Here is a 17,778-nt window from a genome sequence, read left to right on the forward strand (position 1 = left end):
AAGCCTGGTGTCCCGGGCTTGGGCCGTCAACCACACTCGGTTACGGGACGACCACGATCTTCCGGCCGACTCCCGCCTTGAACTGGTCGAGCGCCTTGGGGTACTCCTCCAGCGGCATCCGGTGGCTGATGAAGATCTTCGGGTCCAGCACCCCGCTCGCGAACAGCCCGGCGGCACGCTCGTAGCTGTGCAGCACGGCCATCGAGCCGGTGATGGTGATCTCCTGGTTGTAGATCTTGTACGGCTCGATGGTGGCCCGCGTCGCGTAGTCGGAGACGCCGAACTGAAGGAACGTTCCGGCTTTGGCCACCCGGCCCAGGCCGTCCTGAATGGCGGCCTGGTTGCCGGTGGCGTCGATGACCACGTCCCAACCCCGCGGCTGGTCCAGCTCGTCCGCCGAGGCGGCGGACCGGGAGCAGCCGAGGGTGGTGGCGGTGGACAGCCGCTCGGCGTTGACATCCAGCATGTCCACGCTGGTGGCGCCGGTCCGCTTGGCCAGCTCCAGCATCATCAGCCCCATGGTGCCGGAGCCGTAGATGAGCACCTCGGCGCCCAGGTTGCCGTTGAGCACGTCATAGCCGCGCACCGCGCAGGACAGCGGCTCGATCAGGGCCGCGTCCGCCACCTCCACCTGCTCGGGCAGCTTGACGCAGTTGGCCACCGGGGCCACCGCGAACTCGGCGGCCCCGCCGGGGACGCTGACCCCGATCGCGTTCCAGTTGTCGCACAGATTGCCCCGGCCGATCCGGCAGTAGCGGCACTCGTGGCAGTGCAGGGACGGGTCCACGGCGACCCGGTCGCCCACCGCCAGCTCGGTGACATCGCTGCCGATACCCACGACCTCACCGGCGAACTCATGCCCGGGGACGATCGGCAGCGTGGGCGCGAACTCCCCCTGGAGGATGTGCAGATCGGTGCCGCACAGCCCGCAGGCCGCCACATCCACCACGACCTCACGGGGGCCCGGGGTGGGGTCCGCGACGGTGGCGACGGTGACCTTCCCGGGGGCTTCGATGACTGCGGCCCTCATTTGACTGCTCCTAGCGACAGGCCCTGGACCAGCTTGTCCTGGGCGGCGAAACCGGCGGCGAGCACCGGCAGGGAAATGACCATCGACGCGGCGCACACCTTGGCCAGGAACAGCCCCTGGCTGGTCACGAAGGTGGTCAGGAACGCCGGGGCGGTCTGGGCGACCACACCGGTGAGCACTTGGGCGAAGAGCATCTCGTTCCAGCTGAAGATGAAACAGATCAGCGAGGTGGCGGCGATGCCCGGACCCGCGATCGGGGCCACGACCCGCCACAGGATGGTGGGCAGCCGGGCCCCGTCCATCTGGGCGGCCTCGATGATCGAGACCGGGATGTCGGCGAGGAAGGACTGCATCATCCACACCGCGATCGGCAGGTTCATCGAGGTGTAGAGGATGACCAGCAGCCAGACGTTGTCCAGGAAGTTGATGTCCCTGGCGAACAGGAACACCGGCAGCAGTCCGGCCACCACCGGCAGCATCTTCGTGGACAGGAAGAAGAACATCACATCCGTCCACTTGCGCACCGGCCGGATCGACAGCGCGAACGCCGCCGGAAGCGCCAGCAGCAGCACGAAGCAGGTGGAGAAGAGGGATGTGCCCACCGAGTTGAGCAGCGCGGGCCAGGGGCTCGCCCCGCCGCCCACACCGAAGAAGTCCTTGTACCCGTCGAGGGTCAGCGGAGCGGCCAGCGACGGCGGGTTGGTGGCGGCGTCGGCCTCGGAGTGGAACGAGGTCAGCAGCATCCACAGCACGGGCAGTACGAAGACGATGCCGACGAACCAGGCCAGCACGCCGAGCGCGGCACCGCGCCGCTTGGCCCGGCGGGTGGCTTCCGGAACGGATGTGATGGTCACCGGGGTGCTCACGGCGGTCATGCGCGGGACGCCTCCTCACGGAAGAGGGACGACACCACGCGCAGCGCGAAGGTGGCGATGATGATCGTGCCGATCACCACCACGACTCCCGCCGCCGATGCCAGCCCGTACTCGTGGGCGTTGTAGAAGGTTTCGTAGATGGTGTAGGGGAGGTTCGCGGTGTCCAGGCCACCGCGGGTCATGGTGAAGACGGCGTCGAAGTTCTGCACGATGTAGATGGACCCCAGCAGGGTGCCGAGCTCCAGATAGCGGCGCAGATGCGGAAGCGTCAGAAAGCGGAAGATCTGCCAGTTGCCGGCCCCGTCCAGCCGGGCCGCCTCGACCATGTCCAGCGGCTTGCTCTGTAGTCCGGCCAGCAGGATGAGCATCATGAACGGCGTCCACTGCCAGATCAGCGACGCCTCCACCGCGATCAGCGGCGTATCGGTGAGCCACTCCGGCTGGGGCCCGCCCAGCCAGTTGAGCACGCCGTTGAACAGGCCGTACTCGGGGTTGTAGAGCGCGTGCTTCCACAGCAGCGCCGAGGCCACCGGCACCAGCAGGAACGGCGCGATGAGCATGGTGCGGACCAGGCCCCGGCCGCGGAACTTGCGGTCCAGCAGCAGCGCCAGCAGCAGCCCCAGCACCACGCTGACGATCACCACGGAGGCGGTCAGCAGCACGGTGGTGACGATGGACTCGCGCAGCGAATCGTCGCTGAGCACCGTCTTGTAGTTGTCCAGCCCCGCGAACGCGCGGCGGTCGGGCCGGAACGAGTTCCAGTCGAAGAGCGAGATCACCAGCGTGGCCACGAAGGGAAGCTGGGTGACCACGATCAGGAAGATCAGCGCGGGCAGCAGCGGTGCCCGGGTGGCCCACTCCCGGGCCCGGTTCCGGGTCGCCTTGGGGCGCCCCGCGGAGGCGGGGGCCGCGGTCGGTGGCCGCTGGCCACTCACGGGTACTGCCGTCGTCGGATTACTCATCGGTACTCCTCGCCGACCTTCTCGGCCAGCTTCTGCGACTTCTTCAATGCCGACTCGACGGATTGCTTTCCGGCGATGGCGGCGCTGATCTCCTGGGCGACCTTGGTGCCCAGGTCGGCGAATTCGGGGATATCGACGAACTGGATGCCGATCGTCGGCCGGGGCTGCACTCCCGGATCACGCGGCTTGGCGGCGAGGATCGCCTTGCGGGTCTCCTCGGAGAAGGAGCCGGCGGTGTCGCGGTAGTCCGGATTGGAATAGGTGGACGACCGTTTGCCCGCGGGTACGTTGGCATAGCCGAAGCTCTTGCCGACCAGTTCCTCGTACTTCTTGCTGGATGCCCAGGAGATGAACTTCCACGCGTTGTCGGGGTGGCGCGTCGCCTTCTGGACGCCCCAGGCCCAGGTGTAGAGCCAGCCCGAGCTGTCGGTCTTCACCACCGGCGCCTGGACATAGCCGATCTTGCCCTTGACCGGGGACTTCGCGGCCTCCAGCGACCCGGCGGCCGAGGTGGCGTCGTACCACATGGCGCTCTTGCCCTGGGTGAGGTTGTTCAGGCACTCGGCGAAGCCCGACTGGGCCGCACCGGCCTCACCGTGCTTGCGCACCAGGTCGACGTAGAACTTGGTCGCCTTGGTGAACTCGGGCGAGTCCAGCCGCGCCTTCCAGTCCTTGGTGAACCAGGTGCCGCCGAAGGTGTTGACCACCGTGGTGAGCGGGGCCATCAGCTCGCCCCAGCCGGGCAGTCCGCGCAGGCAGATGCCGTTCATCCCCTTGCGGGCGCCGTCCACCTTGGACGCGATGTCCGCGACCTGCTGCCAGGTGGGCCGCTCGGGCATCTTCAGATGCTTCTCGGCGAGGACGTCCTTGCGGTACATCAGGAACGACGACTCACCGTAGAAGGGCTCGGCGTAGAGCTTGCCGTCCTCGGCGGTCAGCGACTGCCGCATCGAGGGGAGGACGTCCTTCTGGTCGAATGCCTTGTCCTTGGCGGCGTAGCCGTCCAGCGGCATCAGCCAGCCGTTCTTCGCGTAGAACGGCACCTCGAAATTGCTGATGGTGGCCACGTCGTACTGGCGCGCCTGATTGGCGAAGTCCTGACTGATCTTGTCGCGGACCTCGTTCTCGGGCATCAACGTGAAATCGACCCTGATGCCCGTTTCCTTGGTGAAGTACTTCTTGGTGAGCTTTTGCAGGTCCACCATCTGCGGGTTGTTCACCATCAGGACGCGGATGGTCTTGTCGCCTGAGCTGCCGCCCCCCATACCGGCGCAACCGGTCAGGAGCGCGCCCGCGGTCAGGGCCACCACCGGTATCCGGGCAGCACGAAGAGTCAGGACTGGCATAACGGGTCCAATCGAAGGGACGTGGGGAAGGAAAACAGCGGGGGAGGGCGTCAGACCCTGACGATCTGGGGGCCCAGCAGCGAATAGCGGTGTGCCTCGGTCAGCGGCAGACCCGTGTCGGTCACGATCGTTTCGAAGTCCGAGACATCTGCGAACCGGCAGAAGCTGACGGCTCCGAACTTGGTGTGCACCCCGGAGAAGATCTTCCGCCGGGACACCCGCACCACCTGCGCCTTGACCTCGCTGACCGCCGGATCAGGGGTGGTCAGGCCGTACTGGCGGGAGATGCCGTTGGCGCCGATGAACGCCAGGTCGATGACGAAGCCCGAGAGCATATGGGTCGCCCAGTGGTCGACGGTGGCCATCGTGCCCCCGCGCACCCGTCCGCCGAGGAGCAGCACGGTGGTGTTGTCACGGGTGGCGAGGCCGGTGGCGGTCGTGAGGGACGCGGTGATCACGGTGAGCGGCCGGTCCCTGGGCAGGGCCTCCGCGATCAGCTGCGGGGTGAATCCCTCGTCGATGAAGACCGTCTCGGCGTCGCCCAGCAGATCGGCCGCCGCGGTCGCGATCCGCGACTTCTCCGGTACGTGCATGGTGGTGCGGAAGGCGAGGGTGGTCTCGAAACCGGCGCTCTCCACGGGGTAGGCGCCGCCATGGGTACGCCGCACCAGTCCGTGCTGTTCCAGGACCCGCAGATCGCGGCGCACCGTCTCCTTGGACACCCCGAGGTCGGCGGCGAGCTTGCCGACGTCGACGACGCCGGCACGGCGAGCCGTGTCGAGGATCTCCCGACGGCGTTCCTCCGCGTCCACGCCGCACCTCCTGCCTAGGTCTTTCGGCTTGCGTGGCAGTTTTACAAGCGTGCAACAGGGGAAGCCAGCCTTGGCACCACAGAGATCGTGACCGTATGCGCCCGTTTCACAACCGTTATAAGAGCAGCTCAGGACGGATGACGCAACGGACGGTGAGGAACCCGGCTGCCTGGTTGTCCACCCGGTGGGCCCGTTTCTCGCCCGTTTGCCGAAAGAGGGCGTGAACGGAGCCCGTCCGGGCGGGTTCAGATACTGGGGAATGCCCGAACGGACATGTGCTAAGGCGGCCCTAAAGGCGGGTCAGCGCCCCGGAGGCGTCGAGAATCCGGCTCGCGACCTTGACCGAGTCCACCAGCGGGTGGAGCGCCAGGGCCCGCAGGGCCGCACCGCGGGCGATGCCCGAATCGCTGCCCGCTTCGGTCGTGGCCGCCTCGATGGCCGAGCGCTCCACCGCCTTGATCGACAGCATCAGGCCGAGCTGGTCCGGCGCCACCGCGCCGGTCGCCAGCGGCCGCGCGCCGCCCGCGTCCACCAGACAGGGCACCTCCACCACGGCGTCCTCGTCAAGACCGGGGACGGCCGTCCGGTTGCGTACGTTGAGGATCAGCGTGGCGCGCTCATCGCGGGCGATCGCCCGCATGATGGCCAGCGCGATCCGGTCGTAGCCGCCGCCGTCCAGATCGCAGGAGTCGCGCTCCCAGCCGCCGGTGGCCTCACGGCTCTCGGCCATGTACGTGGCCTCGCGCTCCAGCCGGGTGCGCTCCCACTCCCGGAGCGCCCCGGGCGCGCCCGAGCCCGCCGTCTCGTAGAACCGGGCCTGCTGGTCGCGGAGGAACTCGCCACGGGTGGCCGGGGCCTGCCGGATCGAGGCCACCGCCTCCCGGTTGAAGTAGTAGTAGTGCAGATACTCGTTGGGCAGCGCGCCCAGCGCCCGCAGCCACTCGGCGCCGAAGAGCTTGCCCTCCTCGAACGACTCCAGGGCGGCGGTGTCGCCGAGCAGCTCCGGCAGCCGGTCCCGGCCGTCCACCACCACCCGGCGCAGCCAGCCCAGATGGTTCAGGCCCACATAGTCGTACGTGGCCCGGTCCGGGTCGGCGCCGACCGCCCGCGCGGCGCGGCGGCACAGGCCGACCGGGGAGTCGCAGATGCCGATCACCCGGTCGCCGAGCACCCGCTGCATCGCCTCGGTGACCATGCCCGCCGGGTTGGTGAAGTTGATGACCCAGGCGCCCGGCGCCACGGTGGCGATCCGCTCGGCGATCCGCAGCGCCACCGGCAGGGTGCGCAGCCCGTAGAGCACTCCGCCCGCGCCGACGGTCTCCTGCCCCAGCACCCCCTCGCCGAGCGGAATCCGCTCGTCGCTCGCCCGGCCCTCCAGACCGCCGACGCGGATGGCCGAGAAGACGAAGTCGGCGCCGCGCAGCGCCTGATCGAGATCGGTGGTGGCCCGGACCGCGGGGGCGGTGGGGCGGCCCGTGGCCTGCTCGGCCAGGACCGCGCGGATCGCGTCCAGCCGGCGCTGGTCGGTGTCGTACAGCACCAGTTCGGTGCAGCGCCCCGCCTCGTCCCCGGTGTCATCGAGCAGCGCCCGGTACACCAGGGGCATACGGAACCCCCCGCCGCCCAGCACGGTCAGCCTCATACGGTCACTACCTCCACATCGCCCTCGCGGAACACGGCGAGCGTCGCCGGGTCGGATGTCCTGTTGGTGATCAGGGTGTCGATGCCCTCCGGTCCGCAGATCCGGGCGAGGCCGGTGTCACCGGGGAACTTTCCCGCGGTGACCAGCAGCACCACCTCCCGGGCCGCGCCGAGCATGGCCCGTTTGACCGGCACCTCCACATGGGTGCTGTCCAGCACGCTGCCGTCGGGGAGCACCCCGCTCGCGCCGAGGAAGAGCCGGCCGACCCGCAGCTGGCGGATGTTGGACTCGGTGAGGAAGCCGACCACGGAGCGGTAGTTGGCGCGCACCTGCCCGCCCAGCAGGATCAGGGTCACCTTCGGGTCGTCGCGCAGCTCGTCGTAGACCGCGAGATTGCTGGTCACCACGGTGACCGGACGGCCGCGCAGCAGCTTGGCGAGCTGGAGGGTGGTGGTGCCGATGTCCAGCAGCAGCACATCGCCGTCCGCCACCAGCTCCGCGGCGGCCCGGGCCACGGCCTCCTTGTCGGCCAGGTCGTCGACCACCACCTCGCTGAACGGGCGCTCCTCGTCCTGGGTGGGCGCCGCCACCGCGCCGCCGTAGACCCGGGTGAGCCGGCCCGCCCGGCCCAGCTCGGTGATGTCCCGCCGGGCCGTGGCCTCGCTGACGCCGAGACGCGTGGCGATCTCCCCGATGGGCAGCACGCCCTCCTCGCCGAGGATGCTCAGCAGCTTCTCGTGGCGGCTCTCTCGCAGCATGGTGGCAACGTACTCCAGGTGAGCGAGTGTGCGCGACTCTGATCGACCTCTTGCATTCACCCCAGGTGAGGTGCAAGGTGTCGCTCACGTAACCAGGGTCCTCCTGACGGATTCCCGTGGGCGAGAGAGCGCGCCGGGCGTCGCGACGCCGCGGAGATCCGTCAGGAGGGCCCTGGGCGCGAACAGGCCCCGCCGAACAAGGAAAGGCACGTCGGTGAGCACCACGGCCGCAACCCCTGATCCGATCCACCCGATCCACCCGATCGACCCGCTCGCGGCGCTGCGCGCCCCCACGGACCCCGAGCACGACGTCTACCTCACCGGCACCGTGTTCCTGGACATCATCTTCACCGGGCTCGACCACGCCCCCGTCCGCGGCACCGAGTCCTGGGCGCGCGGTATGGGATCGAGCCCCGGCGGCATCGCCAACATGGCCACCGCCCTGGCCCGGCTGGGCCTGCACACCACGCTCGCCGCCGCCTTCGGCGCCGATGTCTACGGCGACTACTGCTGGGAGAGCCTGGCCCTCGGCGAGGGCGTGGACCTCACCCCCTCCCGCCGCGTCCCCGGCTGGCACTCCCCGGTCACCGTCTCCATGGCGTACGAGGGCGAGCGCACCATGGTCACCCATGAGCACCCGGCCCCACCGCCCGCCGTCCGGGGCGCGCCGCCGCCCTCCCGCGCCGGTGTGGCCACCTTCGAACCGGGGCGTCAGGAGGACTGGGTGCGCCGGGCGCACGCCCAGGGCAGCAAGATCTTCGCCGATGTCGGCTGGGACGAGACCGGCCGCTGGGACCCCGCCGCGCTCCCCGATCTGCCCTACGCCCACGCCTTTCTGCCCAACGCCGCCGAGGCCCAGCGCTACACCCGCACCGACAGCCCCGAGCGGGCGGTGCGCGCCCTGGCGGAGCTGGTGCCGATCGCCGTCGTCACCCGGGGCGCCGAGGGCGCCGTGGCCATCGACTCGGTCTCCGGGGAGCGCGCCGAGGTGCCCGGGCTGCCCGTGGACGCGCTGGACCCGACCGGGGCGGGCGATGTCTTCGTGGCCGGATTCCTGACCGGCACGCTCGCGGGCTGGCCGCTCGCCGACCGGCTCGCCTTCGCCAACCTCACCGCCGCCCTCTCCGTCCAGCACTTCGGCGGCTCCCTGGCCGCGCCCGGCTGGCCGGAGGTGGCCGCCTGGTGGAACCGTGCGCGGCGGGCGGCCGGTGACGGCGGGGCGGACGCGGCCGGACTCGCCCGCCGCTACGCCTTCCTGGGCGATCTGATCCCGGACCGGGTGCACGGCTGCCCACGGCTGCGGGCCCTGCCCACCATCGGCTTCCGGGTGCATGACAGTGCCCAACGGTCCTGACGGTCCTGATCACCGCATCGAGGAGAACCCCATGGAACTCGCCCGTACCGGGGCGTGCCGGCCACGCGGCAGAGCCGTCCCGGCCGCGCTCGCCATCGGTGTCGTCCTGCTCGCCGCGGGGTGCGTCCCCGGCACCGACGGCTCGGGGGCCGCCGGTGCCGGGACCGGCGCGGCCACCGCCATACCCGATCCGGCGAAGGCCGGAAAGACCACGCTGACCGTATGGGACCAGGAGATACGCGGCGGGACCAACGGCGAGATACAGCAGCTGAACCGGGAGTTCGAGCGGAAGTACCCCAATGTGCGGATCAAGCGGGTCGCCCGGAGCTTCACCGATCTGAAGACCACCCTGAAGCTGGCCGTCTCCGGCAACCATCCGCCCGATGTCATCCAGGCCAACCAGGGCTACCCCGATATGGTGGCCTTCGTCCGGGCCGGGCTGCTCGCCCCGCTGGACAACTACGCCGGGATCTACGACTGGAACACCCGCTACCCCGCGACCCTGCTGAACCTCAACCGGGTCTCCGCCGACGGCGCGGACTTCGGCAGGGGCCGGCTGTACGGCATCTCCCAGACCGGGGAGTACATCGGCCTCTACTACAACAAGGAGCGGCTGAAGCAGGCGGGGCTCCAACCCCCGCGCACCTGGGGCGAGTTCACCGACGGCCTGGCCAAGCTCAAGGACCGCGGCGAGCTGCCGATCCAGTTCGGCAACCTCGACAAGTACCCCGCCATCCACAGCTTCGGGGTGCTGCACGACCAGCTCGGCGCCGCCGACGCCCGTGACACCGTCCTCGGCCGCGGCGGCGGTTTCGACAACGCCGCCACCAAGAGCGCCGCGGCCACCCTCGCCGACTGGGCGAAGCGCGGCTATCTGCCCGGCGGCGCCAACGGCCTCGGCTACGACGACGCGGCCAAGAAGTTCGCCTCCGGCGACGGCGCGTATCTGCTGACCGGCACCTGGCAGCTGGCTGACCTGAAGAAGTCCATGGGGGACAACCTGGGCATCATGCCGCCCCCGCCCGCCAAGGCCGGCGGCGACCCCGTCACCACCGGCGGCCAGGGCCTGGCCTGGTCCATCACCTCCCGCTCCCGCCACCCGGAGGTGGCCGCCGCCTATCTGGACTTCCTCACCGACGCACACGCCGCCGATGTGATGACCCGGCACGGAGTGCTGCCCGCCGTGCCCGCCAAGGCCGCGGCGGGGGTGAGCCCGGACAGCGTCGACGGCCAGATGATCGCCGGATGGAAGCGGCTGAGCGCGGCCGATGGACTCGTCCCGTACCTGGACTACTCCACCCCCACCTTCTACGACACCCTCTCGGCCGCCCTCCAGGGCGTGGTCAGCGGCAAGACCTCCCCGGACGGCTTCGCCGCGACGCTCCAGAAGGACTACGGCGCCTTTATGAAGAAGCGGCGCGAGCAGCACACCTCGGCGGGACCCCGATGAGGCTCGCCGCCCTGACCAGGGCCTACCGCCGCCGCGCGCCCGGCGAACCGCGCGCCATCGGCTACCTCTACATCCTGCCCGCGGTGATCGTGTACGCCGTCTTCCTGCTCTACCCCTTCGGGCAGTCGGTGTGGCTGTCCTTTGTGCACTGGGACGGGCTGACGGTCGCCACCCCCGCCGGATTCGACAACTACCGAGCGCTGTTCACCGATCCGAGCCTGCGCGCCCCCTTCCTCCACGCGCTGCTGCTGCTCGTCTTCTACGCCGCCCTGCCGGTGGCCATCGGGCTGCTGCTGGCCGCCGTGATGTCCCGGGCCCGGATCCGGGGGATGACCTTCTTCCGTACGGTCCTGTTCCTGCCGCAGGTCCTCGCGCTGATCGTGGTCGGGGTGGCCTGGCGCTCGATCCTCGCCCCCGACGGGCTGCTCAACGACGCCCTCCGCGCGGTCGGCCTCGGCGGGCTCGCCCGCCCCTGGCTCGGCGACTACACCTGGGCGCTGCCCGCCGTGGGCGTCGTTGGCACCTGGGTCGGCACCGGGCTGTGCATGGTCCTCTTCCTCGCCGGGGCCCAGCGCATCCCGCGCGAGCTGTACGAGGCGGCGCGGATGGACGGCGCCGGGCCGCTGCGCGAGTTCCGCACCGTCACCCTGCCCGGTCTGCGGCCGCAGATCGCGGTGGCGCTCACGCTGACCATCGTGGCCGGGCTGCGCAACTTCGACCTGATCTACATCACCACCAGCGGCGGCCCCGGAAACGCCACCTCCGTACCCGCCTACGAGGTCTACCACCGGGCCTTCGAGACCAACCAGGTCGGCTCGGCCGCCGCCGTCGGCGTGGCCCTCACGGTCCTGATCTTCGTCCTGACCGTCACGGTCTCCCGGCTCGTGGAAGGGCGGCGGCCATGACCACACGCCTGGAACGCAACGTCACCTACGGGATCCTCGCCCTCTTCACCGTCATCGCCCTCACCCCCGTGATCGGCATCCTCGCCACGGCCTTCGGCTCACAGAACTCGCTGGACACGGGCTTCTCGCTGCCCAGGGACGGGCTGCACTGGAGCAACTTCGCCGACGCCTGGAGCCGTGGCCACTTCGGCACCTATCTGGGGAACTCGGTGCTGGTCACGGCGGTCGTGGTGGCCGCCACCACCGTGCTGGCCATCCTCGCCGCGTACGCCTTCGGGGTGATGCGCTTCCCCGGCTCCACGGTGCTGTTCCACCTCTTCGTGATCGGGCTGACGCTGCCCCAGGAGGCGCTGGTCGTCCCCCTCTACTTCGATCTGCGCTACGCCGAACTCACCGACAGCTACTGGGCGTTGATCCTGCCGCAGACCGCGCAGTCCCTGGCCTTCGGGGTCTTCTGGATGCGCACGTACTTCCGCGGCAGCGCACGGTCGGTGATCGAGGCGGCCCGGATCGACGGGGCGAACACCTGGACCACGCTGTGGCGGGTGCTGGTCCCGATGGGCCGCCCGGCGATCTCCACCATGGTCGTGATCACCTTCATGTGGACCTGGAACGAGTTCCTGATGGCCCTGGTGATGGTCAGCGACGAGGCCCACCGCACGGTCCCCCTCGGCCTCGCCTTCTTCCAGGGCCAGCACAGCTCCGACGCGGCGCTGCTCGCGGCGGCCTCGGTGCTCATCGCCCTGCCCGTGGTCGCGGTCTACGTGGCACTCCAGCGCCGGTTCATCGAGGGCATGCTGGGCGGGGCGGTGAAGGAGTGAGCCCGGCGGGTGCCGTCAAGCCGAGGGGGTGCGGCTGACCGGGCGGCCGAGGCGGGCCACGGCGCGGGCGAAGGCGGCCGCGTCGTGCACCGCCGCCCCGCCCGTGTCGTTGTTGAAGTACACATAGACCTCCGCGTCGGCCGGCCAGGCGTCCTCGATCCGCCGCGCCCAGGTGGTCAGCGCCTGGCGCCCGTAGCGCGGGGCCGGGCGGGCGAGGCCGCCGTGGAAGCGCAGATACCCCCACCCCGCGGTCCGCCACAGCGGGGTGGCCGGGCGGGAGCCGGAGTCGGCCCAGCACAGCGCGGCCGCGCGGCGCTCCAGCACCGCGCGGATCTCCTCGGTCCACCAGGAGGTGTGCCGGGGCTCTACGGCCACCCGGGTCCCGGAGGGGAAGCAGCCCAGACAGCGGTCCAGCAGCTCGCCGTCGGCGCGCAGGGTGGGCGGCAACTGCACCAGCACCGGGCCCAGCCGGTCGCCGAGCCCGGCCGCATGGGACATCAGCCGCTCCACCGGCTCCTCCGGATCGCGCAGCCGCTTGATGTGGGTGAGGTAGCGGCTCGCCTTCAGCGCCATCACAAAGCCCTCGGGCAGCCGCTCCCGCCAGGTGGCGAACTGGTCGTACGAGGGAAGCCGGTAGAAGGCGTTGTTGCTCTCCACCGTGGCGAAGGCTCGGGTGTACTCCTCCAGCCACAGCCGCTGCGGACAGCCCTCGGGGTAGAGATCGCCGCGCCAGTCCCGGTACTGCCATCCCGAGGTGCCGATCAGGGCGGTCATGCCTCGCCCGGATGCCAGGGCGGCCACTGCCCGGGCCGGTCCTCCCAGTGCACCTGGGCCGGGTCGTCGAGGTCGATATCGGGGAAGACCTGCCGGACGCGCGGCGCGAACTCCTCCCGTTCCAGCGGCTCGCACCCCAGGCCACGCAGCCGCACCAGCCGGTAGCGGGCGTCGGCCTCGATTGACTCGACGAAGACGGGGTAACCGGACTCGTCCGGGTCTGTGGCGTTCTCCATACCTCCAGGGTGCCGGGTCTCCGGTATCCGCGCGCCCCGGCCACCGGCCGGGAACCGCCGGTGCGCGGACGGGCGGACCGGCGGCTTGATATCGGGACGAGTCTTCAGGAGCGGGGGTGAGTCATGATCTTCACCGACCGGACGGACGCCGGGCAGCGCCTCGGCGAGGCACTGCGCCCCTTGGCGGATGAGAAACCGGTCGTGCTCGGGCTGCCGCGGGGCGGGGTGCCGGTGGCCTTCGAGGTGGCCCGGGCGCTCCATGCGCCCCTGGACGTGATCATCGTCCGTAAGCTCGGCGTCCCCTACCACCGGGAGCTGGGGTTCGGCGCCATCGGCGAGGGCGATGTACGGGTCATCCACGAGGCGATCGTGCGGATGAGCCGGGCCGATCAGGAGGACCTCGCCGAGGTGGAGCGGACCGAGCGGGAGGAGCTGGACCGCAAGGCGCACCGGTTCCGCCGGGGCCGCTCGCGGATCCCGGCCGAGGGCCGCACCGTGGTCATCGTGGACGACGGCATCGCGACCGGCGCCACGGCCCAGGCCGCCTGCCGGGTGGCACGGGCCCAGGGAGCCGCGCGAGTGGTCCTCGCCGTGCCGGTGGCGCCACCGGACGCGGTCGCCGCGCTGCGCGAGGACGCGGACGAGGTGGTCGCCCTCTCCACCCCCTCGGACTTCGCGGCGGTGGGGGAGTGGTACGAGGACTTCTCGCAGACCGCGGACGACGAGGTGGTGGAGTTGCTGTCCCGGTCGACCGGAGAGACCGGTGAGGCGCATCCTGGAAGGTGACGCAGGAGGTGAGCGCGATGGAGACGATCGTGGGATGCGACATTCAGATGGAGTTCCGTGAGATCGGCCCGCTGACCGAAGCGGTCGTCCGGCTGAGGATGCACGACGGCACGGAGATGCTGGCCCAGGGCCGGGCCAACCGCAACCCCGACGACCCGGCACAGCCGAGGGTCGGCGAGGAGATCGCGGCGGCGCGGGCACTGACCAATCTGGCGCACCGGCTGATCGGCAAGGCGGGCGGCGACATTGAGGAAGTCACCCATTCCAAGGCGCATTTGGTGATGTAAGGCCGTTGAGGCGAAGGAGCGTCCGCCGCGGTGGACCACCGCGGGCGGAGGCTCCTGTGCGTGTGCACGGGCGCGCACTGTCCGTGTGCGGGCTCGTTCAGCGGTGGCCGAGGGTGAGCTGCTGGCCGGGCCGGATCAGATCCGGGTCGGCGCCGATGACCTGGCGGTTGATCTCGTAGAGCCGCTCCCAGCCGCCCGCCACTCTCTCCCGGTCCGCGATCCGGGAGAGGGTGTCGCCGCGGACGACGGTGTACGACCCGGCCCGGGGCTGGGCCTTGGCCGGTGGTTCGGGCACGGCCTTCGGGACGATGAGCAGCGGCTCGGCCCTCGTGGTCGTGACGGCCGTGACGGTGGTGGCGGTCGGGCTCGGCGAGGTGGGCGTGGGGGCTGAGGCGGCGTTCGCCTGGCCGATGCCGATGAGCGGCAGGGCGACGCCGGCACCGCCCGCGGTGATCGCGAGCGAGGTGCGGGAGACACGGTGGGGCCGGGGCCGGCGATGACGTCCGCGTGCTGCCATGGAGTCCTTCTTCCTGTCCTGGTACGGCAGTTGGCGAGTGCGATGGCTGCCGAACAGTAATCCCAGGGTTCTGGAGTGGACAAGGCGTTCGGGTGTTTGCGGTAGAGAATCCAATGTGAGGAATTTGCGCGCCGACGCGATCAATGTGCCCCGGACATAAGAGCCCGCGCGCGGGGAAGGGAGACCCAAGGGGGAATGCGCGGGAGGCATCGGGGCACCCGCCCTCGATGCCGGTGGCCCGGCAGACGGCTGACCTCGGGAGGTCGCTCATGAGTCAACGGAACGGTTCGGCTCCTCGGCGCACGGCTCGACGCACGGCGGCAGCGCGGTCCCGGCCGCCCGTCTTATGCGCCTTGCTGATCGGCGCGCTGGCCACGGTCACCGCGTGCGGCAGCGACACCGGGGACGGGGACTCCGCGCGGCGCGCCCCGTCCGTCACCTCCGCCTCCTCCGCCGCGCCACCCTCCTCTCCTTCGGCCGCCTCCTCCGCCTCTTCGGACAGCGGCTCCTCCCGGAACGAACGGCCCGCCTCGCGGACCGCGCAGTCCCCTCCGCCCTCGCCCCCGTCCTCCTCGCGGCCCGCCGCCGCGTCCGGGGTGCGCCGCGTCTGCTCCAAGGCGCAGTTGACGCTGGCGGTGGGCCGGATGGACATCGGCGCCGGCAATGTGTACCTGCCCCTGGTGTTCACCAACAAGTCGACCAGGACCTGCACCCTCACCGGATACCCCGGTGTCTCGCTGCTCGACTCCACCGGCGCGGTGATCGGTGACCCCGCCACCCGGCGCGGCCCCACCCGCTCCCCGGTCTCGCTGCCGCCCGGCGGCAGCGCCTCGAGCAGTCTGCACACGCTCAACGAGGGCATGAACGACACCCCGTGCCGGCGCACCGCCGCGCGGATCCGGGTCTATCCGCCGGATTCCTTCGACGCGATGAGCGTCCCGGCCGGGTCGTTCCGGGTGTGCGGAGGCGTGTTCGAGGTCGAGACGACGCAATCCGGAACGGGCGGATGACACCGGCATATCGGGGGGCTCCCGGGCGCGCGGAAGTGACCGAAAATCTTGACAACGCAGGCGCCGACTGGCCGTGTTCACTCTTTCGCAATCAAAAGGGGTAAGACACCATGGGGATGCCTCATATGAGCCATTAGGGAGCGTCCGGAGGGGGACGGTGTCATGGAGCGGGTCGCGACCGAGGTCGAGACAGAGCTGCTGGACCTTTCGGGGGCGACACTCGAAGACCTCGAGCGACACGAAGGGCTTTCCGCGGTGACGGAGCGGCTGCTCGACATCGTCCAGTGCCCGCCGACGGTCGGCGGCAACTCGTCGTCGTCGGAAGGCTGTGGGTCAGTCAGCCCGCTATGACGCCCTCTTCCACGCGGGGTCTCAACCATCGTTTGTCGGCGGAGAGTTTCGCCGAATTGGCGCGGGGCTCGGGCGGCCCTTCGGCGGTGGCCGAACTCAGGTCGGGACAGCGCAGCCGGGCCATGCTGCTGCTCCACGCCCTGGTGGACATCGCTTCCGCGCACCCCGCCCTGCCCGGTCCCCTTCCTCCGCCCCGGGACGCCTGGCACCTGCTGATTCGGGCCGAGAACCGCTCCCCGGCAGCCGTGGACACATTGCTGCTGCACCCTCCTGCGGGCGTATGGCTCAACCGCTGTCTGCGCAGGCTGCGCGGTCTGGAACCGGGTGCCGGACCGCTGTGGAGCGCGGTCGGACATCTGCATGCCATAGCGGCCTCGGCGGCACTTCTCGCCGGAATCGACTTTCGCGGCGCTGTTCCGGCCCGCGAGGGGGCGGTGATGTTGCCCGCCCTGGGACTCGCCCGCATTCCGGACACCACCGATGTCGCCGAGGTCGTCGGATACGGCGGGAAGGCGGCGGTGTTATCCGGCCCCTATTCGGTGACGCTGCCCGCCGACTTCTCCGAGGACGCTCCCGGTTGGCACGGTCTGCGGCGGCTGCGCGGAGAGCACGCGGGGATTGTCTGCACCCCCCTTGTCGATGACCTCGATCCCTATCGCGACTTTCTCCGGATCCGGGACCCGGAGCGGCTCGGCGACGAAGAGTGGCAGGGCTGGCAGGAGCGATTCGGCAATGCGTGGCGGCTGGTCTCGGAGCAGCGCCAGGTGAACCCGCGGGGAATCGGAGCCTGCCTGTCCTCCGTCGTGCCCGTGCCGTACGACGCCTGGCCCGAACCGTTCAGCGCCTCGTCGCCGGAGGCCTTCGGTTGTGTGCTGCTCAACGGGGCCACGGACCCGCTGACCCTCGCCGCCGCGCTGGTCCACGAGGCCCAGCACATCAAACTCAGCGCCCTGATGGACCTGGTGCCCCTGATCGAAGGGGGCCTGGAGAAGATTCACTACGCGCCCTGGCGGCTGGACCCGCGACCGCTGCGCGGGCTCCTTCAAGGGGTGTACGCGTTCCTGGGCGTGACCGGGTTCTGGTGGGACCGACTGCGGCGCGCCGAGCCCGGACCGGCCCGGGACACCGCCGCGTTCGAGTTCGCCCTGCGCCGGGCCCAGACCGCCTCGGGGCTGCGCACGCTCCTCACCCATGCCGAACCGACGCCCCGGGGCGAGGAGTTCCTCCACCGGCTGGAGGGACGGCTGACCCTGTGGCTCGCGCAGCGGGTGCCCTCCGTACCGGCGCGCCTGGCGTCCGACCTGATCCACGATCACCGGCTCGTCCACCGCATGCGCCACCTGGCGGCGGACCCGGAGCCGACCGCACAGTGGGCGCGGGCCTGGCGGGAGCGGACCGACCCGCCCGGAGAGCTGCCCGGGACCTCCGTCCGGCCGACCCGCCCCGAGGCGCCGTCGCGCCCCGCGCTCGCCCGGCTCCGGCTCGCGGATCCGGCCGGGTTCGCCCGGCTGCGCGAGGGCGGGGGAGCGGGGCTGGCCGGGGGCGGTCCCGCCCCCGGCCCGGCCGACCTCGACTGGGCCGCGGGGGACACCGCGGCCGCGCTGCGCGGCTACCGGGCCCGCCTGGAAGCGGACCCGGACGACATCGCGGCATGGGCGGGGCTCGCGCTCAGCCTGCCGGACGGCGCGGCGAGGACGACACTGCTCAACCACCCCGAACTGGCCCTGGCCGTCCACCGGGAGCTGCGCACCGCGCCGGGCACGGGTCCCGATCCGGTCGCTCTGGCCCGGTGGATGGGGACGCGTACGCGCGAGTGATCGGGACGCGTACGCGCGAGTGAACGGGCGCGGCGCGGGCCCCGC

Annotated in this window: 19 protein-coding genes and 1 pseudogene; 9 read left to right on the top strand and 11 right to left on the bottom strand. The window is 70.8% G+C overall.

Going from position 1 to position 17,778, the window contains the following annotated elements; translation table 11 throughout:
* Window positions 1-40 precede the first annotated feature (40 nt).
* The 7 genes from ABD329_RS10545 to ABD329_RS10575 all read right to left on the bottom strand — a co-directional run bounded on the left by ABD329_RS10545 (window position 41) and on the right by ABD329_RS10575 (window position 7,425).
* On the bottom strand, window positions 41-1,030 hold the full coding sequence (locus tag ABD329_RS10545; RefSeq protein WP_198278217.1) for a zinc-dependent alcohol dehydrogenase family protein: 990 nt from the start codon (window positions 1,028-1,030) through the stop codon (window positions 41-43).
* The gene (locus tag ABD329_RS10550; RefSeq protein WP_198278218.1) at window positions 1,027-1,905 is read right to left on the bottom strand and encodes a carbohydrate ABC transporter permease; all 879 of its coding nucleotides are present in this window, start codon (window positions 1,903-1,905) and stop codon (window positions 1,027-1,029) included. Before ABD329_RS10550 ends, ABD329_RS10545 begins: the two co-directional genes overlap by 4 nt.
* Window positions 1,902-2,867: a carbohydrate ABC transporter permease gene (locus ABD329_RS10555; protein ID WP_198278219.1), complete on the bottom strand. Its 966-nt coding sequence runs from the start codon at window positions 2,865-2,867 to the stop codon at window positions 1,902-1,904. Before ABD329_RS10555 ends, ABD329_RS10550 begins: the two co-directional genes overlap by 4 nt.
* Window positions 2,864-4,213, bottom strand: a complete 1,350-nt coding sequence (locus tag ABD329_RS10560) for an ABC transporter substrate-binding protein (protein WP_198278220.1) — start codon at window positions 4,211-4,213, stop codon at window positions 2,864-2,866. The genes ABD329_RS10555 and ABD329_RS10560 overlap by 4 nt, the downstream gene beginning before the upstream one ends.
* A 50-nt stretch (window positions 4,214-4,263) precedes the next feature.
* Window positions 4,264-5,025 carry a DeoR/GlpR family DNA-binding transcription regulator gene (locus ABD329_RS10565; RefSeq protein ID WP_020866433.1) on the bottom strand — a complete coding sequence of 254 codons (762 nt, stop codon included), beginning with the start codon at window positions 5,023-5,025 and terminating at the stop codon, window positions 4,264-4,266.
* Between the two features lie 289 nt (window positions 5,026-5,314).
* Window positions 5,315-6,667 (bottom strand): 6-phospho-beta-glucosidase, encoded by a 1,353-nt coding sequence (locus ABD329_RS10570; protein WP_198278221.1) that lies wholly within the window; start codon window positions 6,665-6,667, stop codon window positions 5,315-5,317.
* The gene (locus ABD329_RS10575; RefSeq protein WP_198278222.1) at window positions 6,664-7,425 is read right to left on the bottom strand and encodes a DeoR/GlpR family DNA-binding transcription regulator; all 762 of its coding nucleotides are present in this window, start codon (window positions 7,423-7,425) and stop codon (window positions 6,664-6,666) included. Before ABD329_RS10575 ends, ABD329_RS10570 begins: the two co-directional genes overlap by 4 nt.
* A 214-nt stretch (window positions 7,426-7,639) precedes the next feature.
* Between ABD329_RS10575 and ABD329_RS10580 the strand changes: the two genes are divergently transcribed.
* Genes ABD329_RS10580 through ABD329_RS10595 form a run of 4 tightly spaced genes read left to right on the top strand, consistent with a single transcriptional unit; the run spans window position 7,640 to window position 11,955 of the window.
* On the top strand, window positions 7,640-8,779 hold the full coding sequence (locus ABD329_RS10580) for a PfkB family carbohydrate kinase (protein ID WP_198278223.1): 1,140 nt from the start codon (window positions 7,640-7,642) through the stop codon (window positions 8,777-8,779).
* A gap of 31 nt (window positions 8,780-8,810) precedes the next feature.
* Window positions 8,811-10,229 carry an extracellular solute-binding protein gene (locus ABD329_RS10585; protein ID WP_198278224.1) on the top strand — a complete coding sequence of 473 codons (1,419 nt, stop codon included), beginning with the start codon at window positions 8,811-8,813 and terminating at the stop codon, window positions 10,227-10,229.
* Window positions 10,226-11,134, top strand: a complete 909-nt coding sequence (locus ABD329_RS10590) for a carbohydrate ABC transporter permease (protein ID WP_198278225.1) — start codon at window positions 10,226-10,228, stop codon at window positions 11,132-11,134. Before ABD329_RS10585 ends, ABD329_RS10590 begins: the two co-directional genes overlap by 4 nt.
* Window positions 11,131-11,955 carry a carbohydrate ABC transporter permease gene (locus tag ABD329_RS10595; RefSeq protein ID WP_198278226.1) on the top strand — a complete coding sequence of 275 codons (825 nt, stop codon included), beginning with the start codon at window positions 11,131-11,133 and terminating at the stop codon, window positions 11,953-11,955. The genes ABD329_RS10590 and ABD329_RS10595 overlap by 4 nt, the downstream gene beginning before the upstream one ends.
* 15 nt (window positions 11,956-11,970) lie before the next feature.
* On the opposite strand, the gene ABD329_RS10600 is transcribed toward ABD329_RS10595, so the two are convergent.
* Together ABD329_RS10600 and ABD329_RS10605 are read right to left on the bottom strand one after the other, a co-directional pair.
* The gene (locus tag ABD329_RS10600) at window positions 11,971-12,729 is read right to left on the bottom strand and encodes a DUF72 domain-containing protein (protein WP_198278227.1); all 759 of its coding nucleotides are present in this window, start codon (window positions 12,727-12,729) and stop codon (window positions 11,971-11,973) included.
* Window positions 12,726-12,965: a hypothetical protein gene (locus tag ABD329_RS10605; protein ID WP_198278228.1), complete on the bottom strand. Its 240-nt coding sequence runs from the start codon at window positions 12,963-12,965 to the stop codon at window positions 12,726-12,728. Before ABD329_RS10605 ends, ABD329_RS10600 begins: the two co-directional genes overlap by 4 nt.
* Window positions 12,966-13,088: 123 nt before the next feature.
* Between ABD329_RS10605 and ABD329_RS10610 the strand changes: the two are divergent.
* Window positions 13,089-13,736: pseudogene (locus ABD329_RS10610) on the top strand (phosphoribosyltransferase); the annotation flags it as partial.
* Between the two features lie 32 nt (window positions 13,737-13,768).
* The gene (locus ABD329_RS10615) at window positions 13,769-14,038 is read left to right on the top strand and encodes a DUF1876 domain-containing protein (RefSeq protein ID WP_037952439.1); all 270 of its coding nucleotides are present in this window, start codon (window positions 13,769-13,771) and stop codon (window positions 14,036-14,038) included.
* Between the two features lie 97 nt (window positions 14,039-14,135).
* Here ABD329_RS10615 and ABD329_RS10620 read toward each other — a convergent pair whose 3' ends face one another.
* Window positions 14,136-14,555: a LysM peptidoglycan-binding domain-containing protein gene (locus ABD329_RS10620; protein WP_198278230.1), complete on the bottom strand. Its 420-nt coding sequence runs from the start codon at window positions 14,553-14,555 to the stop codon at window positions 14,136-14,138.
* 274 nt (window positions 14,556-14,829) lie between these two features.
* The gene (locus tag ABD329_RS10625) at window positions 14,830-15,207 is read right to left on the bottom strand and encodes a hypothetical protein (RefSeq protein WP_344316263.1); all 378 of its coding nucleotides are present in this window, start codon (window positions 15,205-15,207) and stop codon (window positions 14,830-14,832) included.
* Between ABD329_RS10625 and ABD329_RS10630 the strand changes: the two genes are divergently transcribed.
* The 3 genes from ABD329_RS10630 (at window position 15,200) to ABD329_RS10640 (ending at window position 17,733) form a co-directional block, all read left to right on the top strand.
* A complete protein-coding gene (locus ABD329_RS10630; protein ID WP_344316264.1) occupies window positions 15,200-15,565 on the top strand; it encodes a DUF4232 domain-containing protein in 366 nt (121 codons plus the stop codon). The genes ABD329_RS10625 and ABD329_RS10630 overlap by 8 nt on opposite strands.
* 162 nt (window positions 15,566-15,727) lie before the next feature.
* Window positions 15,728-15,916: a hypothetical protein gene (locus tag ABD329_RS10635; protein ID WP_198282495.1), complete on the top strand. Its 189-nt coding sequence runs from the start codon at window positions 15,728-15,730 to the stop codon at window positions 15,914-15,916.
* Window positions 15,917-16,002: 86 nt separating this feature from the next.
* Window positions 16,003-17,733 (top strand): HEXXH motif domain-containing protein, encoded by a 1,731-nt coding sequence (locus ABD329_RS10640; RefSeq protein ID WP_344316265.1) that lies wholly within the window; start codon window positions 16,003-16,005, stop codon window positions 17,731-17,733.
* Window positions 17,734-17,778: the final 45 nt, after the last annotated feature.

Source organism: Streptomyces javensis (assembly GCF_039525925.1).
Lineage (GTDB): Bacteria > Actinomycetota > Actinomycetes > Streptomycetales > Streptomycetaceae > Streptomyces > Streptomyces asiaticus.